Below are 18,330 nucleotides of genomic sequence, written 5' to 3' on the forward strand. Positions count from 1 at the left end.
TTCGATCCCTCGCTTGAGACGCCATCTTGCCAGCCGCACCGTCAGCGCGCAAAGGATGAAACGGGGGGATTGGACGTGAACGACAAGAGGGACGGTGGCATGGGCAGGGCGCGACCCAGGGCGCGATTTGTCCGGGAGACGGCGGATGTGCGGCGCCAGGCGCTGATCGAGGCGACGGCCCGCTGCCTGGCCGAAAAGGGCGTGGGCGGCACGTCGGTCCGCGCGATCTGCGGCCATGCGGGGGTGTCATCTGGGCTGCTGACCCATTATTTCGACGGCGTCGATGCGCTGATCCTGGCCACTTATGCCGAAGTCGGCGCGAAAGTCTCCGCCGCGCTCGACGCCGCGATGGAGGCGGCAGGCGACGATCCGCGCGACCGGCTGCGCGCCTGCCTTCAAGCCAATTTCCTGCCGCCGGTGCTCGATCCCGATTTGCTCGCCACCTGGATCGCCTTCTGGAGCCTGGTGAAGTCCGACCCGAAGATCGCCGCGGTCCATGCCGAAGTCTATGGCGGCGCGCGGGCGCAACTCGAAACGCTGCTGCGCGCCGCCGCCCCGGCGATGAGCGACGCGCGGATAAGGGTCGCCGCGATCAGCCTGACGGCGCTGGTGGACGGGCTGTGGCTCGAACTCTGCCTCGACCGATCGACCTTTTCGCCAGAAGAGGCCCAGGCCATGGTCGAAGACGCTATGTTACAGGTGCTGGCGGACGCTTGAGGACAGGCGAAGCGATCGATCAGTCCGATGGGCTGTGATCGCTTTTCTCACTCAGGCCATCCGAGAAAACCAATTTCCCCCGAATCGACCGCATCCCTACATGGGTGTTCGCAACTGCAACATCATTATGAGGATTTGGACAGCCAATGGCTCTCATCAACACCACCATCAAGCCGTTCTCCGCGACCGCCTATAAGGAAGGCAAGTTCGTCGACGTGACCGACGCTGACGTGAAGGGCAAGTGGGCGGTCTTCTTCTTCTATCCGGCCGATTTCACCTTCGTCTGCCCGACAGAGTTGGAAGATCTGGCGGACATCTACCCCACCCTGCAGAAGATGGGCGTGGAAGTCTATTCGGTGTCGACTGACACCCATTTCAGCCACAAGGCCTGGCACGACACCTCGCCGGCGATCGGCAAGATCAACTATTATATGCTGGGCGACCAGTCGGGCCAGATCACGAACAATTTCGACGTGATGCGTCCGGGCGTTGGCCTGGCCGACCGCGCGACCTTCCTGGTCGATCCCGAAGGCGTGATCCAGTTCATGGAAATCACCTCGGAAGGCGTCGGCCGCAACGCGACCGAACTGCTGCGCAAGGTCAAGGCTGCGCAATATGTCGCCGCCAACCCCGGTGAAGTCTGCCCCGCCAAGTGGGAAGAAGGCGAAGCCACCCTGGCGCCGTCGCTCGACCTGGTCGGCAAGATCTAAAAATACGCCTGGCCGCTTACAGCTCGCCGGGTTCCGCCAACAGGTGCGGAACCCGGCGGATCAGGCCCCCCTAGACAGACAAACCCTATTTCATCCGGGGCCTTAGGGTCGCACCATCCCCGGCGGCGGGCCGTCTTGCGCCTATCCGTTCCTCTCCCTTCGGACAGGGCAAGGCGGCCCGCTCTCTTCACGCAACGGAGTGAGAACGATGTTGGACGCAAATCTCAAAGGACAGCTCAAGGGCTATCTGGCGAACATCACCCAGCCGATCGAGTTGGTGGCGTCGCTGGATGATGGCGCAAAGTCGCGCGAACTGGACGAACTGTTAAATGACATTGCCACCCTGTCCGACAAGGTGACCGTAGTCAGCGGCGTAGATCAGCGCACCCCTAGCTTCATGATCCGCCGGGTCGGCACCGACATCGGCGTGCGCTTCGCCGGCCTGCCGATGGGCCATGAATTCAGTTCGCTGGTGCTCGCCCTGCTCCAGGTCGGCGGCCATCCGTCGAAGGCGGCGCAGGATCTGATCCAACAGATCAAGGATATTGAGGGCGACTTCGCCTTCGAAACCTATTTCTCGCTTTCGTGCCAGAATTGCCCCGACGTGGTGCAGGCGCTGAACCTGATGAGCGTCCTCAATCCCCGCATCAGCCACGTCGCCATCGACGGCGCGCTGTTCAAGGAAGAGGTGGACAGCCGCAAGGTGATGGCCGTCCCCACCATCTTCCTGAATGGCGAACCCTTCGCCAGTGGCCGCATGGAGTTGGAACAGATCGTCGCGAAGATCGACAGCGGCGCGGCGGTCCGCGCCGCGGAGAAGATCAAAAGCCAGGACCCGTTCGAAGTGCTGATCGTCGGCGGCGGGCCGGCGGGCGCGGCGGCCGCCATCTATGCGGCGCGAAAGGGCATCCGCACCGGCGTCGCAGCCGAACGCTTTGGCGGCCAAGTGCTCGACACGATGGATATCGAGAATTTCATCTCGGTATCGCACACCGAGGGGCCGAAGCTGGCGAGCGCGCTCGAAGCGCATGTGAAGGATTATGACGTCGAGATCATGAACCTGCAAAAGGCGGCGAAGCTGATCCCGGCCCAGACCGAGGGCGGCTATCATGAAGTCGTGCTGGAGAACGGCGCGTCCTTGAAAGGCCGCACGCTCATCCTGTCCACCGGCGCGCGCTGGCGGCAGATGGGCGTCCCCGGTGAGGACGAGTATCGCAACAAGGGCGTCGCCTATTGCCCGCATTGCGATGGTCCGCTGTTCAAGGGCAAGCGCGTGGCGGTGATCGGCGGCGGCAATAGCGGCGTCGAAGCGGCGATCGACCTGGCCGGCATCGTCGCCCATGTGACGCTGATCGAATATGACAGCCAGTTGCGCGCTGATGCGGTGTTGCAGCGCAAGCTCGCCAGCCTGCCTAATGTCAAGATCATCACCTCGGCCCTGACGACCAAGGTGGACGGCAATGGCGAACGGGTGACGGGCCTGTCCTACAAGGATCGCAACCATGGCGCCGAACATGATGTCGAACTGGAAGGGATTTTCGTCCAGATCGGCCTGGTGCCCAACACCGAATGGCTCAAGGACGCGATCGCCCTGTCTCCCCGTGGCGAGATAGAGATCGACGCGCGCGGCGAAACCAGCCAGCCGGGCATCTTCGCGGCGGGCGACTGCACAACGGTTCCGTACAAGCAGATCGTGATCGCGATGGGCGCGGGATCGACGGCGGGTCTGTCCGCCTTCGACTATTTGATCCGCCTGCCCACCAGCGAAGAAGCGGCCCAGGCGGCATAAGAACAACCCTGAGCGGGGTTTTACGAGAAAGGCCGGTCCGGCGACGGGTCGGCCTTTTTGCGTATCCGCGGCGCGGTTTCGGGCAGCGTCAGCAGTACGGGCAGCACGCACAGCGCCACCAGCGCGATCATCGCGCCGGGCGCCGGGGCCCAGCCGCTGCGTTCGATCAGCCAGTGCGCCAGCCATGGCGTCAATCCGCCGAACAGGGCCGTCGCGCTGGTCGCGCCGAACGCCAGGCCGCTCAAACGCCCCTCGCCGGGAAACTGCTCGGCCGTGGCGACCGCCCCGACGGCACTCACCGCCCCGCCCAGGCAGGCGAGCACCACGGCCCCCGCCAGCGCCACGCCGAAGCCGCCCTGCATCAGCAGGAACATCGCCGTCGGCAGCAGCGCGCCCGCCAGCGCCAACGCGATCAGGACCGGCCGCCGCCCGACCCGATCGGTCAGCCATCCAACCAGCGGTGTCACCAGTATCACAGCCAGCGCGGCCAGGGTCGACAGCCACAGGGCGTCCCTTTCCCCCGTCGTCCCCATGGCGGATAGGAAGCTCGGCACATAGGTAATGCCGACATAATAGGTGATCGACCCCAGCGCCGAAATCGCAAAACCCCGGCCGATCGCCGCCCTGTGGTGGCGCAGGCTGTGGGTCAACGGATTGGTGGGCGTCGCCGCCTGGGCTTGCTGCCGCAGGAAATCGGGTGATTCCTCCATCGTCGATCGCGCCAGCAGGATCACGCCCGCCAACACCGCGCCGACCAGAAAGGGTATCCGCCAGCCCCAGTCGGTCAGGCTCCGGGTGTCCAGCGAAGCAACGGTGATCGCCGACACCCCCGCCGCCAGCAGCGCGCCGACCTCGCTCGCCGCCGACGCCAGCGACGTCACGAACCCGCGCCGCCCGGCCCGCGCGCCCTCCAGCAGATAGGCGACGACGCCGGTATATTCGCCACCGACGGAGAAGGCCATGACACAGCGCAACCCGATCATCAGCCATCCCGCCAGCGGCCCGACCTGCGCATGGGTCGGCAACATCGCGGTGGCCAGCATCGCGGCGGTCATCATCCCCATCGACAGCAGCATCGTCACCCGCCGCCCGTAGCGGTCGCCGATATGGCCGAACACGATCGCGCCGACCGGCCGCATCAGATAGGCCAGCGCAAAGCCCGCCAGCGCATCGCCCAGCCCTACCGCACCCCCGCCGAAGAAGGTCCGCGACAATACCGTGGCGAAATAGAGATAGAGGGTGAAATCATACCATTCGACGATGGTGGACAGCGCAGCGACCGCCAGGGAGCGGGTTGGCAGGGATCGGGCAGATAAGGGGCTGGCCTGCATCGACACTCCTTCTCGCGTCACGCCAGATGGGCGTGGATGGCGCATCGGGGACGATGACCAGAGACAATAAACCCTGCAACCCCCTAACGGTTCAGCCGCCCCAATTGCCGAAAATCGCCGGATCGACCTCCAGCCTCGGCGCCCCATTCCCGCCAGCAGGCACCGGCGGCAATGTCATCCGCTCGCTCCGCGCCGGCCCGAACGTCACCACTTGGCTCGCCGGATCGCCCAGCACCAGCGGATCATATTGCAGCGCCGCAGTCAGGCGCGCCTGCGTCACTTCCACCAGCGTCCCCATCTTCGTCAGCGCGAACAGGTCGCGGGCGAAGGCATAGGGCAGGCGGATGCAGCCGTGGCTCGCCGGATAGCCCGGATTATGCCCGGCATGGAGGGCGATCCCGTCCCAGGTCAGCCGCTGCATATAGGGCATGGGCGCATTGCTGTAGAGGTTGGAGCGATGCCATTGCCGTTTCTGCAATATGGGGAAATCGCCGGTCGGGGTGCGATGCCCCTTCATGCCCGTCGACACGCTCGCCAGCCCGATCAACTGGTCGCCGCTATAGACATGGATCATCTGCTTTTCGATGCTGATGACCATATAGATGGGGCCGTCCCATGGCCCCTGCCCCAGCCAGCGATAGCCGCCCGGCGCCAGTTGTTGCGCGCCGTTCAAGGATTGCGCCGGCGCCGTAGCAGGCATGACCAGCGCCCATGCGCCAGCCAGGATCAAAGGGCGCAGCATGGACAGGCGTAGGCGAAAGGCAGGCATAAGTGTTTATTAACCATGATATTCGCCAGCGCCAGCCTGCTGTTGCGCGGCCGTGCGCCGCGATCCCATGATGGGACAGGAACCGCATCAAACATCGCGCTGTCCGTTCCGGCGCATCGCTCGCAACAAAATGACCCAGCGGCTGCACCATGGCGCGCCAAAAGCGCGACAAGGGCGCATAAGAGGAATAATATGTTTCACACCGTCGCCCGCCCCTGTAGAGGGACCGCGACGATCTTCTGAAGGACTCTGTGCAATGCCCGCCTACCGCTCCCGCACCACCACCCACGGCCGCAACATGGCGGGCGCGCGCGGGCTTTGGCGCGCGACGGGCATGAAGGACGAGGATTTCGGCAAGCCGATCATCGCCATTGCCAATTCATTCACCCAGTTCGTGCCGGGCCATGTCCATCTGAAGGATCTGGGCCAGCTTGTCGCGCGGGAGATCGAGGCGGCCGGCGGCGTCGCCAAGGAATTCAACACCATCGCTGTCGATGACGGCATCGCCATGGGCCATGGCGGGATGCTCTATTCGCTGCCCAGTCGCGACCTCATCGCCGACAGCGTCGAATATATGGTCAACGCCCATTGCGCCGACGCGATCGTCTGCATCTCCAACTGCGACAAGATCACGCCCGGCATGTTGATGGCCGCGATGCGCCTCAACATCCCCGTCGTCTTCGTGTCGGGCGGGCCGATGGAAGCGGGCAAGGCCACGGTGCGCGGCAAGAAGGTCGCGCTCGACCTGGTCGACGCGATGGTCGTCGCCGCCGACGAAAATTACACTGACGAAGAAGTGCAGACGATCGAGCGCTCCGCCTGCCCGACCTGCGGCAGTTGTTCGGGCATGTTCACCGCCAATTCGATGAACTGCCTGACCGAAGCCCTGGGCCTCTCGCTGCCGGGCAATGGTTCCACGCTGGCGACCCATTCGGACCGCGAGCGGCTGTTCCGCGAAGCCGGTCATGTCATCGTCGACATCACCAAGCGCTATTATGAACTGGACGACGAGAGCGTCCTGCCGCGCAGCATCGCCAATTTCGCCGCGTTCGAAAATGCGATGAGCCTGGACATCGCCATGGGCGGGTCGTCCAACACGGTGCTGCATCTGCTCGCCGCCGCCTATGAAGGCGGGATCAACTTCACCATGGCCGACATCGATCGCCTGTCGCGCCGCGTGCCGTGCCTGTGCAAGGTCGCGCCCGCCAAGAGCGACGTCCATATGGAGGATGTCCATCGCGCCGGCGGCATCATGGCGATATTGGGCGAACTGGAGCGCGCCGGCCTGATCGACGCCAGCCTGCCGACCGTCCATGCGCCGACCATGGCCGCCGCGCTCGCGCGCTGGGACATCGGCCGCACCAATAGCGAGGACGTGCGCAACTTCTATCGCGCCGCGCCCGGCGGCGTGCCCACCCAGACCGCATTCAGCCAGTCGGAACGCTGGGAGGAGCTGGACACCGACCGCGAAAAGGGCGTGATCCGTTCGGCCGACCATGCCTTTTCCAAGGATGGCGGCCTGGCCGTGCTGTTCGGCAATCTGGCGCCCGAAGGCTGCATCGTCAAGACGGCGGGCGTGGACGAAAGCATCCTCGTCTTCCACGGCACCGCGCGTGTCTATGAAAGCCAGGACGCGGCGGTCGCGGGCATCCTGGGCAACGAAGTCAAGGAAAAGGACGTCGTCGTCATCCGCTATGAAGGGCCGAAGGGTGGCCCCGGTATGCAGGAAATGCTCTATCCCACCAGCTATCTGAAGTCGAAGGGGCTTGGCAAGGCCTGCGCGCTCATCACCGACGGGCGCTTTTCCGGCGGCACATCGGGCCTGTCGATCGGCCATGTCTCGCCCGAAGCGGCCGAAGGCGGCCTGATCGCGCTGGTGCAGACCGGCGATCCGATCGTGATCGACATCCCGGCCCGCGTCATCAAGGTCGATCTGGACGACGCGCTGCTGGCCGAGCGCCGCGCGGAAATGGAATCGCGGGGGGCGAAGGCCTGGAAGCCCTTCGGCCGCAAGCGCGAAGTCTCACCCGCCCTGCGCGCCTATGCCGCCATGACCACCAACGCCGCCAAGGGCGCGGTCCGCGACGTCAGCCAGATCGAGCGCTGATCCGGTCGCCAGGTCCGTCGCTGCCGACAGGCGCGACGGATCGGGCGGCGTCAATGCCCGCCAAGCACAATGACGGGGAAAATGGCGCCGCGTAGAGGCAAAAGATGGATGGACGGCAACCATTTGTTGGCGGCCGATTGATGGCGGACTTCGACCATCTTATGTATCGCTCCTGATCGCCTTCGCTACCAGTTTGTCGATATGGCGAATCGCCTATATTCTTAGGAGCGCGCCGATCGAAGCGTTGATAAATGCGCGCAAATCGGTCGAGGCTACTATCGCGATCCGGGCGACGGTCTTCGGGACATATATAGGGCCGATATAAGCAGGGCTTCCGCATATTTATTGTCTGCAACCTATTGCATTACTCTAAATCATGTATCGCTGTGGGGGTTTCATATCCCCAACCCGCATAATTTCTGACGACGACTTCCGTCAGAACGGCCATTTCTGGTGAGTGATCGCCAAAGCGATGGCTCATGATTATGGGCGATGTGACGGGTTCGACCAATTCTCGATAGGCGACATCGTGGCTGCGCGCGCGGCGGACGGACTCCGGCACCATCGCCATTCCTTCGTCAACCATCTCGATAAGATACGCGACGTGGGTTTGAGAAACAATCCTAGAGCGCCTCCGGCCTTGTCCCGTGGTCGATTGTCGCCTGGTTGTGACTTGCACCAACGCCGTTATAGTTTTCGGCGCACGAGGGGAACAAGGCTGACAGGTCCCAGCAGGCCAGCAGGAAGCAACGGCGTATCGACTGCTATTTTCGGCGGTGAGATAAGGCCCAGCCGGTTGTCGAGGATCCAGCTTTCACGGTCGGCTTCGGCTTTGCCCGCGTCGCCGACCAACCGGTTGCGCCAGGTGTTCGCTACCATGATTGCGATGCTGTTACGGCCTTTGCGCAGCGCTTTTGTGGCGTTCAACCCGGTGCCGGGCACCCAGACCACGCCCAGGTCATGGCCATTGATCTGCACTTGCAGGACATTAGCAAAAGTTGAGGGTTCGATGCTCCAGTCGCAACCGCCCGGTGAAAAGTCGAATTCGCTCTTATAAAGCGCGCGGCCGGAATAATGGCGGATATCCAGATCGTCGAACTGGCTCCAGTCTGTCGGGGTGTCCATGCGGACATGGACCGGCTTACCCCGGATGGTGAAGGTTACGGTCCAAGGCGCCGTGACAACCATCGCGGGAGGGAGCCGAGGGACGGATATGGCATGCACGCGGCCCTTGCCCGTGTCGATGCTCCAAGTCCCAGCGGTGCGGGTTTCGAGCATAAGCGACCGGCCGTCGGTGACCAGTGCCGCACCGTTTACCTCGCCAGTGATGCGGGGAAACGAAGACGCATCCTCAAAAATTACGAACAGCGCCTCCGCCGGCGTCATGTCGAGCACGACGCTGGTGGCGCCCGCTTCCAACGCGGTAGTGGCAGGCAAGCTTGTACGATCGGCCACGGGATCGTAAATGCTGGCGCGTCGTCCCTGGATTCGGAAGATCGCGTCGAAAGCCACGCGATCCGGGCCACGGTTGACCAGAAAATATATGTCTTTCCCCTCCGTTCGCCGATGCGTCCAAAGGATGTCGACGCCCGCCGGCAGCCTAATATCTGGCGCTATTCCTGCCGCTGAAAGAGTTGCGGGCAGTTCGGACAAGGCGATCGCCGGCGCGGAACCGCCCCACAGTTTTTCGACGATAGTCTTTGCCGCCGCTATGTCCGCGTCATTATCTTCCAAGGTCGGAGAGACATCCGGCCGTCCGCCGATGACGCGCGCGCCTGAAGCGACAAGCCGGGCCAGCGCCTGCAAACTCTTGAGGCTCATGGCGTGCCGCACGGGCAGAACCATCACGGCATAGGATGCGCCGCCGGGAAATGTGATGCGGTCGCCCCGTGCCTGAGCCAGCGTCAGCAGCGCATCGCGGTTTACCGAGTCATAGGCGTAGCCGGCGGGCAGCGGCGGTTCGAGCCGGGCCGGCACGAAGGCGCGCGATGGAATGTCTTCGCCGGTATAATAGCATATGTCGACGATAGCCGTGCCTTGCTGAAGCAGGGTCTGGCAACGGGTGAGATAATCGATCCACGCGCCCGCCATCGGCCACCAGGGCTGGTTTTCACTAAAAAAAGAACCGAGGCCAAAAAGGGTGACGCCCGGCTTGTGCTTTTCGGGAAAGGCCTGAAGCGGCCATACGTGCAGGATCAGTCTGTTGGCGCCATAAGCGAATGTCTCGTCCCCGCGCGCCTTGAAGCTAAAGGGATGCTCGGTCCAGTCAAGGCCGCCGGTCCACGCTTCCGAAGAGGCAAGCCGCTTCCCGTAGATACGCGAAGCGGAAATCGCTTCGCGCAAGTCGCTGGGCTTGTCGCTTTCGGGTCGGTTCATCCAGAATTCGCCGCAGGGCAGGTCGACATGGCGAAAATGCTGCATCCCGTCGCTGGGGAAACTGGCGTTCATGGCCTGCGCGCTGAACAGGCAGTCCTTTTGATGCGCCAATCGTTCGAGCGTAGCGAAAAAATTGTCGCGGATAAGGTCGGCGATCGTGCGGCGGACATCGAACAGGAAGCGTTCGCTATAGTCGGCGCTGTTCACCGGAACCCCGGTCAAAGCAAGTAGGCCCTGCCGAATGTCATAGCCGCGCCGCGCCCTGAATTCCGCCGCGAATACCGGCGACCAGTTCTGGGTGCGCGCCTCCCAACTGTCGATGTGGAAGACCTTGAGGACTTTGCCGGCAAGGTCCGGCCCCATTTGCCGCAACGCCTCACCGAACCAGCCGTCAAACTGCATTGCGACGGTGGCGGGATCGAACTTGTCGCATTCAAGTCCGCCCGCAAGGCCGGACGGCTCGGTCGATTTGCCCGTGCTGGTCGCGCCAATCCGCATGATCGACCACCTGCCCTTGGGCGGTCGCCAGTCCAATGCGCCATCGGCAGTCACCTTGTCCGTCAGATCAACCACCCTGTCCCAGGCGATACAGTCGCGATCAGGGAGCAAGTCCGCCGTCATGGGACGTCCGATGCCCCATGCGCCGGCCGCCTTTACAGGCAATTGATCGACGACGGGACGGCTGGACAGGGTCATGGACGCAAGGTTCAGGCGCGGGGTCACCCCAAATTCGCCATCGGTGGTATGCAATGCGACATCTTCCGGGCGATAGCGAAAACGGAAATAGCGCGCTGTCGTCGGCGGTATCGCATGTGTCAATGTGGTGACATTGGATTGCCAGCCGAGTTTGGGCGGCGTCATCCGATGGACGGGTCGGAAATTCCTGCCGTCGTCGCTCGCTTCGATCGCAAAGCTGTTTGCCGCGCCATTATAGCCAACCGACAAAAAGGGCAGGATGGAGATTGACGGGGTTCGCACGGTAACGGATCGGAGGGTGAACGGCGCGTCGAAGCGAAATTGTAGCCAGCCTTCATGATCGGTATCGATCACATTCTTGGCTTGGGCGGGATTTGCGATCTGCGCGATCGCATCAATGTCCCAACTGCTGGTGACATGCGCATCGACGTCGCTGGTAGTCGCCCAGTCATCGGGCACGGGAAAAGCGAAAGTTGCGATATCGCGATAATGGTCCAGACGCGTAAGCGGCCGGGCGAGGATGGGAACGGGCCTGTCGGGGTCGAGCGGCGTTTCGGTCCATACCACTTCCTGTGCCGATGTCGCGGGGGTGATCCATGATCCGCCGGCGGTTCCCCAGCCGTCGCAGATGTTCATCGCGACCGTCATCCCATGGGCGCCCGCGCGCGCGACCGCGAAACGCGCCATATCCCACCAATCGGTCGTCAAGCTCTCGACGGGCGCATCGACAAGGGTCGCAGCACTTTTGCCGCCGATGTTGAACAGGAAGACGCCGACAATGCCCGCATCGTGCATGGCGTCGAGATCGGCAATAATGCCCTCGCGGGTGATATTGGCGTCCAGCCAATACCAGTAGACCCAGGGACCTTCGCCGCCCGATCCTTGCACCGCATCGCCTGTGGGAGATGCGGCCATGGACATTGTCGCCCCACTTGGCAGCGTGGCCAATGCCGCCGCGCCGACCAGACCTTTGAGCAATTCTCTCCGGTCTGGCCCATGATTTGCGCTCATCGGTTGCACTCTTTCTGTTTGGCAGGACGATCAGCGCCGCGCATCGTCAAAAGCCCATGATGATCAGAATTTATAGCCCGCCGTCAGGAAGAAGGAACGCGGCGGGTTTTGCAGAATGCTGAAAAGCTGGTTCGGATCTGCCGCGATCTGCGCTTTGGTCAGCGCTTGACGATCGAGCGCGGCAAGAACCGAACCAGAGGGGGAGAAAGAGAGTACACCGCGCGAATTGAAAATGTTGTTCACATTGGCGCCCACAGTCAATTGGTCGGTGACATCGAAGTTCACGGCCATGTCGACCTCATGATAGCCCGGCAGGTTAAAGGCATTATACCGGTTGGCCGGCCGCTTGCCCATGTACCGCCACGTCAACATGCCGCTCAGCCGTTCCGTCGGTTTATAGGTGAGCGCCGAGGTCGACATGATCTTGGGCGTGTTGTCCTGATCGCCGTCCGGTACGCTGGTTATGGTGTCGTCGGCCTCGCCTGGGCCGTTGAAGACGTAGAGCGAGAAATCCGTCGATCGCGACTTTTGCAGGGTCAGCGCGGTCCGTAGGTTGAGCGTGTCAAGCAGATCGACATCGCCTTCAAATTCGATGCCATAGGTGGTTGTGGAAGAAAATAGAGTTGGTGGCGTATAGGCCGTGCCGTCGGCCCGCGTGCCGAGCTGGGCGGACCCCACATTGCTCAGCTTGGAATAGAAGGGCGTCAGAACGACGTTAAAGCCCGTGCCGCTATGGCGAAGACCGGCTTCGATCTGCTGGATTTTTTGAGGGATCGGCGTGAGATTGTTGAGTTCATCAAGCGTGTCATAGGCTTGGAAAAAAGTCAGATCTGGCGCTTTCTTGCCTTGCGAATAGCGGGCGTAGATCGCGGTGTCGCGGCTGAACGTATAGGTCAGCGCGCCGGAGAAGGAGACATAGTCCAGGCTGAAACGATAGTTGAACGGCCTGACATAAGTGGCCGCAAAATTATCGTACAGCGTGTTCACATCGCCATCGATGCCGCCATAGGTGGGGCTGGCTGACAAGGGATTGCCCACCTGTACGCTATTGGAACCCTTGGCCCGGATATAGTCGTAGCGGATGCCGCCATCGATCTTGAGCGCCTCAGTGATTTCGAAGTCGCCACCGCCAAAGACCGATGCCTGCAACTGCTTGGTATCGAAGGGATTGCCCAGGAACCGCTGGCCTATACCTGCAAACCCCTCCGGGCTGGTGACTTGTTGCACCAGGCCATCGGGCGCGGTCCGGGTGATGTCCAGCAAATGCGGCTGGTCTTCCAACGTCGCCAGCGCAAAACCTGCGCCGCCGCCGCGTTGTTTCACGTGCGAGTTGGCAAAGAAGCCGCCCAGCGTCACGCTGCCGCGATCGAAGCGCTTGGACAGGGCGAACTGGTCCATCACTTCCCTGACCCTGGGATTGAAATTGAACGCCGTCTGCGTGAGGACGCCGTCGGCCAGGACCTGCTGATTGGGGAGGTTGTTCAGCGTCACGGTCGGAACGCCTGCGGTCTGCTGGACCTGCGCGAGCAATTGTCCAGTCGCGTGATCCCGATAGGAATAGAGGCCGTCGGCCGGCTTGTTCAACAGGATGTTGGCCAGGAAATCGGTGATCGGCACGGCAAAGGTGACGGCCGAGGAATTCCATTGCGCCTTGTTCTGCGACAGTTTCAAATTGTTGCGAATGGTCCAGCCGTCGCCGAAATCATGCTCATTCTTTATCCCAAAGACGATCGCCGTCGAATGGACGAGATTTCGGCCATCCCAGCTCTTCTTGGGTCCGCCTAGCGTTTCGACGAAGTCATGCCTGGAGCGAGGGATCAGGAAGGAATCATAGCGCGAAATGCCAGGTGCAAGGTCAGGCTTATCGAAGTTGCGGGCCGGTAGAAACTCATTGAACCCGTTGTGATCGTCCAGATATTTGCCGTAGAATTGCACGTCCCCATCGCCATAGTCCCAGACCAGATTGCCCTTGATCTGGCCGCCGCGATTGAGCGGATAGCCTGGATCGCGCGAACCGATGCTGTAGCGATAGAATCCGCCGACGCTGTAATAGAGGTCTTGCGATCCGATCTTTCCGCCGAAGATCAAATCGCCGCGATAATAAGGATTGCGACCGTCGCCTTCCAGGCCGACGCGCGCCCGCACTTCGGCCCCCGGGCTATTCTTTCCCGTCTTGGAAATATAGTTGAATATGCCGCCAGGCGCGTTGGGACCGGTGATCGTCGCCGTGCCACCGCGCAGCGCTTCGAGGCGTTGCAGGCCGAGATCCTGACGGTAGAAGAAGTCGGGGCCGTAATTGTTGAAGGTTACATTGGTGACCGGCAGCCCGTCTTCCTGAAGCGAGACATAATAATAGCCCGATGCGGCCTCGTTGGAATTGGCCGATATGCCGCGCGAATAGACGACGTTGCGGATTTCACCCAGGGCCGAGTTCACATAGATGCCCGGCACATTGCGCAACAGGTCTGCGGCACTCTGCGGCGTCAACTGGGCGACGGCATCGCCGGTCAGGGTGGAAACGGCCACGGATGCGGGCGCGCGTGCCGAAAGCGTGCCGGTAACGATGATGTCTTCGGAACTGGGTGCCGACGCATCGTTGAGCGCCGCCGCGGTAGCGGGCATTCGCATCGCATCTGTCGTCTGCGCTGCAGCGGGCGCAGCAAGCGCGACAGCCAGCGCACCGAATGCGCTTCCATGGATAATCGTCACCAGTAAATCTTGAGCTTTCATGATCCCACTCCCATTTTTTTATGAAAAAACGCAAGAATCTACAGTTCTGACGATGCAAATATCGTCAAAAAACCAGAAATCTCGATAATCTTCCAATATATCTCTCTAAGGAGATTTAATTCACTTAATCCCGATTCCAAACGTCTCCGTCAATATATTTCTCATTATTTAATTTATCGTCTCATTATATGAGATAATATCAACGACATCATCGCATGAGCCGTTCAACTGTCGGCCTTACTGACCTTAGGTCCAGGTTCTTTTTTGCTGAGACGGTCGGCGAATCGCCTGCATCGCGACAATCGCGATGGTGGACGATGCGTCCACGATAGTGGCGAATGGGCCGCGTGCGGGAACCATGGTGGCAACCAGGATGGCCAGCAGGAGAGCGACGATAAATGGGTCGGGCGAGAAACGGCGTATTATGGGAAACATGTCTGAGCTGCCTCTATGGTTCGCGTTGCGCATCTCACTCGACCAGATAAGTAGGCGAGAGCAGCTTAGTTTACGGACCTGGCGATGATTTTCTTGCCCGGTCACGCCAGCAGATAGAAAAACCGCGCCATCCCGCCGCCCGCTACGGTTCACCCCCGGCATACCGGCTACTGCGGGACAGCGACCTTCTGATCCCGGCGCACTGCTGTCGCTGGTTCTGTCAAAGCAAAAATCGGCGCGGCATCAGCCCGTTCCGCTATTTCAATTCGTCCCCCGAAGTGATCCGCCTGGTGAAGGTCGAGATATTGTCCTCGACTCCGATCCTCAAACAGGCCGGTCCATGCCGCAACTTGGATCGATAGGACCTCCGGGCGCTTCGCGCTGATCGAGCGCGCACGCGACTTTATCCTGGCGCCGTGGCGCGACGATCTGGAACGCCATGTCGGCAAACCGTTGTCCAGATCATGCGCGAGGGGCGGTCGATCAACTGGACGATAGACAGTGGACGGCGCGGTCCCAGCATCGGCGGTATGCGAGCCAACATGACCCAGGTCCAATGAGCCAAGGCGGACGACACCGGAAAGCCGATGCCTCAATATACCAGTATTTCCGGGGTTTCGAGGATTTTCAGCCCCGCAGACGGGGGGATCCTGGTGCCGCTTACAGGACTCGAACCTGTGACCCCCGCATTACGAAGGCCTTGGAAGCAATCCCCGAAAAGCGAGGTTTTTAGCCAGTTCTGGGGCAAAGCGGAAAGGTATGTCCGCCCTCACCCACGCCAGACCCAAACGCAGCGGAAGCCCGGTATGGATCGTTTCCTACTGAAAGCACTTTGCTAGGAAGCGACCTCGAAATCCGACCTGCGCTATACCTGTAAGCACCCCATCATCGCGTCCCCCGAACCTATAACCTTTCGTATCCGGAACAGAACTCAGTTCCCACCGTTTCTGCATTCTCAAAGTAGAGGAGGATAGGATGGTCGATAACCGATTTGATAACCGCGTAATCGTGGAAAAGAGAGGGCCAGGCCGAACGCTCATCATATTGCTCTTGGCGGTTGTGGCGATTGTCGGCGTCCTCTTTGCAACAGGCTTCTGGTCCGCCGACGTGAAGGAAGGCGACCTTCCTGAGGTTAGTGTCAAGGGCGGCGAATTGCCAAAGGTCGATGTTGATTCAAAGGCGGTGGTCGTTGGAACGAAGAAGGAAGAAATTGACGTTCCAACGGTCGGCGTCAAGGACAATGGCGAAGAGTAAAACTGCGAGGACCAGCGTCCGCTTTGCGCGATCTTATCTGTGACGGAACTAATAGGCAGGAAGCAAGTTTATGCAGCGGATGAGCATATTGGCCCCCAGCTATCATCCGTGAACAATGGCCCTGTCAGAAATGGCGGGGTCTTTTTTCGTGGCACCGCATCTGATGGCACAGACGCTCTTATCGTCCTAAAACCATTCTACTGCCTGAATTAAATACGCGCCAGGATGATAATCTAGATATACACTAGATAATCCATTATCTATTCTTTAGAGTCTTTGGATCAAGTCGTGATTTATCCGCGTATAAGTCACTACTATCTTGAGAGAGGTAGTTTGGCACAAAGGCTTTGAACGCGGCTTTTGGTTTGGCGAGTAATATTTCTTCAAGATCGATGGGATGCATGAATTTCAAGCCAGCACGTCCATCTTTAATCCAGCGCACATCGGCATCGAGAGTGTTTAGAAGACCAATTTCCAGCGAGACCACTTCGCCGATATGTAAGGGGAGGCTGGTTTCAATCATGGCACCCGTGCAAGAAATGTTACGAAGCCTGACCGCTTCACTTGAGGCGCGCGCCGTTATTTGACCCGTTCTGATAAGTCGGCGGCGCTCGGCGCGATCATTACGGTATCCGCTGGCCACCGGGCCATTGCCTCGAGCGCGTTCCATCGCCGATGCACAGTCCATTGGCCGACCATATATGTAGCCTTGGATTAGCGTGCATCCAAGCTCGCGAACGAGGGCCAGTTGGTCCTCTGTTTCTACCCCTTCTGCCGTCGTAATCATGCCAAGGTCGGTAGCAAGGCTGACTATCGCCTTTATGATAGGGATATTGTTGCTACCCGGAAGGGTCGCACCCTTAATGAAAGACTGGTCGATCTTGATTTTGTCAAAGGGGATTGTCTTGAGATACCCAAGACTGGAATACCCGGTGCCAAAATCATCTAGCGAAATTTTGACACCTAGCCCTTTCAAGGTCGCAATAGCGGCACGCGTCTTTGCGGTGTCATTGAGTAGTGCACCTTCTGTAATTTCAAGTTCCAGCCTGTCCGCAGGGAGGCCTGCAAAAGCTAGTGCGCTGGTCACCAATGTCGGGAGTGCCTGGCTTGAGAACTGAACGGGAGAGATGTTGACAGCAACGCTCACCGAATCGGGCCATTTCGCAGCCTCCAGGCAAGCGGTCCGCAACACCCACTCGCCTAACTCGTTAATAAGGCCGGATTCTTCGGCAATTGGAATGAATATGGCAGGAGACATCACGCCGCGTATACCATGGGTCCAACGGAGCAACGCCTCAAATCCCGCCAGCGCACCGGACTGTGTGTTGACCACGGGTTGATAAGCGAGATGAAATTCCCCCCGTTCCAACGCTCTTTGCATGTCTTCTTCGATCTGCTGGCGCAACCGAGCCTGCTCGTGCATCTCCGACGCGAAAAACCGATAGGTTCCTTTGCCTGCCGCCTTTGCAGCATATAAAGCAAGGTCCGCATCTCGCACCAGGTCAATAGCGGACCGATGATCGTAGTCTGAGGTAGCAATCCCGATCGAGGTGCCGATAGTGATTAATTGGGTTTTTATGACATAGGGTTGGGACAGGCTGTGAATTATATCAGCTGCAATACTTGAAAGAATATTTTCTTCGCATATGTCGGCGAATACTAGCTGAAACTCATCACCGCCAAGGCGGCCGACTTGCCCTCTCCCATCGACAGTCTTTACCAATCGCTCTGAAACGGCCTTCAGCAGTTGATCGCCGACAAGGTGGCCGAATGTGTCGTTGACGAGTTTGAACCTATCGAGATCCAATATCATCGTGGCACATCGTTGTTTGCGATGCGCGCAAGAGAGAATGCTATTTTCCAGCGCCTGCCGCATCGTGTCCCGGTTCGCAAGGCTAGTGAGCGAATCGAAGCGCGCCAGTTGCAGTAGTTTGATTTCAGAATTTTTCTGATCGGTAAGATCGACCGCGAAACCGACAAACCCACAATATCGACCAGCTTCGTCATGATAGGGTCCGCCGGTGAGCGACCACCAAAGATCGTCGTGCCCCTTGGCCTTTAGAACCAGGCCGTCGAACGGTATGCGCGATGCGATATAGAAACTCAGGCTTCGCTCCGACGCTTCTTCTGCGAGACTGGTGTCGCTATCGACCAGATCGGACAAGCTGGCCGGGTAGACGCCAAAATTTGCCATGGCGCTGCCTATCTTCGCGCTGAGATAGGATAGAGAGCCATCTCTATGCGTTTCCCAGAACCACCCTTTGCCGCTTTCTTCATATTTGGCGAGCAGACGCGCCGCTTGGCTCTCCGCCAGTGGGACATTCCCGGCGTCGATGAAACGGCTCAAGCGCACGGGCATGCTCCCGATCTCTGAGAAGGGTTGCGCCTACGGCCAACAAAAAGCG

The 18,330-nt window shown here is 60.2% G+C and carries 11 protein-coding genes; 6 read left to right on the forward strand and 5 right to left on the reverse strand.

The annotated features are described in order from the left end of the window. Positions 1–99: 99 nt before the first annotated feature. From betI to ahpF, 3 genes are all read left to right on the forward strand, one after another. A complete protein-coding gene (gene betI / locus V473_RS12025; RefSeq protein WP_066604287.1) occupies positions 100–717 on the forward strand; it encodes a transcriptional regulator BetI in 618 nt (205 codons plus the stop codon). Between the two features lie 146 nt (positions 718–863). After that, positions 864–1,427: an alkyl hydroperoxide reductase subunit C gene (gene ahpC, locus V473_RS12030; RefSeq protein WP_066604289.1), complete on the forward strand. Its 564-nt coding sequence runs from the start codon at positions 864–866 to the stop codon at positions 1,425–1,427. A 208-nt stretch (positions 1,428–1,635) separates the two neighbouring features. Beyond that, a complete protein-coding gene (gene ahpF, locus V473_RS12035) occupies positions 1,636–3,216 on the forward strand; it encodes an alkyl hydroperoxide reductase subunit F (RefSeq protein WP_066604291.1) in 1,581 nt (526 codons plus the stop codon). A 20-nt stretch (positions 3,217–3,236) separates the two neighbouring features. Here ahpF and V473_RS12040 read toward each other — a convergent pair whose 3' ends face one another. Both V473_RS12040 and V473_RS12045 read right to left on the reverse strand, forming a co-directional pair. Further along, positions 3,237–4,547 (reverse strand): MFS transporter, encoded by a 1,311-nt coding sequence (locus tag V473_RS12040; RefSeq protein ID WP_066604293.1) that lies wholly within the window; start codon positions 4,545–4,547, stop codon positions 3,237–3,239. 91 nt (positions 4,548–4,638) lie between these two features. Next, positions 4,639–5,247, reverse strand: a complete 609-nt coding sequence (locus tag V473_RS12045) for a L,D-transpeptidase family protein (RefSeq protein WP_066605630.1) — start codon at positions 5,245–5,247, stop codon at positions 4,639–4,641. 325 nt (positions 5,248–5,572) lie between these two features. Here V473_RS12045 and ilvD point away from each other — a divergent pair, with 325 nt between their 5' ends. After that, positions 5,573–7,423, forward strand: a complete 1,851-nt coding sequence (ilvD, locus tag V473_RS12050) for a dihydroxy-acid dehydratase (RefSeq protein ID WP_066604296.1) — start codon at positions 5,573–5,575, stop codon at positions 7,421–7,423. Positions 7,424–8,110: 687 nt separating this feature from the next. Here the strand turns inward: ilvD and V473_RS12060 are convergent. Together V473_RS12060 and V473_RS12065 are read right to left on the reverse strand one after the other, a co-directional pair. Further along, positions 8,111–11,506: a glycosyl hydrolase gene (locus tag V473_RS12060; protein ID WP_082679081.1), complete on the reverse strand. Its 3,396-nt coding sequence runs from the start codon at positions 11,504–11,506 to the stop codon at positions 8,111–8,113. 63 nt (positions 11,507–11,569) lie between these two features. After that, entirely contained in the window at positions 11,570–14,236 is a 2,667-nt protein-coding gene (locus V473_RS12065) for a TonB-dependent receptor domain-containing protein (protein WP_066604304.1), read from the reverse strand. Positions 14,237–15,079: 843 nt separating this feature from the next. Between V473_RS12065 and V473_RS24390 the strand changes: the two genes are divergently transcribed. After that, on the forward strand, positions 15,080–15,169 hold the full coding sequence (locus V473_RS24390) for a hypothetical protein (RefSeq protein WP_244884419.1): 90 nt from the start codon (positions 15,080–15,082) through the stop codon (positions 15,167–15,169). A 477-nt stretch (positions 15,170–15,646) separates the two neighbouring features. Further along, complete coding sequence (locus tag V473_RS12075) at positions 15,647–15,925, forward strand: hypothetical protein (RefSeq protein WP_066604309.1); 279 nt, start codon at positions 15,647–15,649, stop codon at positions 15,923–15,925. A gap of 256 nt (positions 15,926–16,181) precedes the next feature. Here the strand turns inward: V473_RS12075 and V473_RS12080 are convergent, their stop codons facing one another. Next, entirely contained in the window at positions 16,182–18,284 is a 2,103-nt protein-coding gene (locus V473_RS12080; protein ID WP_066604311.1) for an EAL domain-containing protein, read from the reverse strand. Between the last annotated feature and the right edge of the window lie 46 nt (positions 18,285–18,330).

This window comes from Sphingobium cupriresistens LL01 (genome assembly GCF_001046645.1).
In the GTDB taxonomy this organism is placed as follows: Bacteria; Pseudomonadota; Alphaproteobacteria; order Sphingomonadales; family Sphingomonadaceae; genus Sphingobium; species Sphingobium cupriresistens.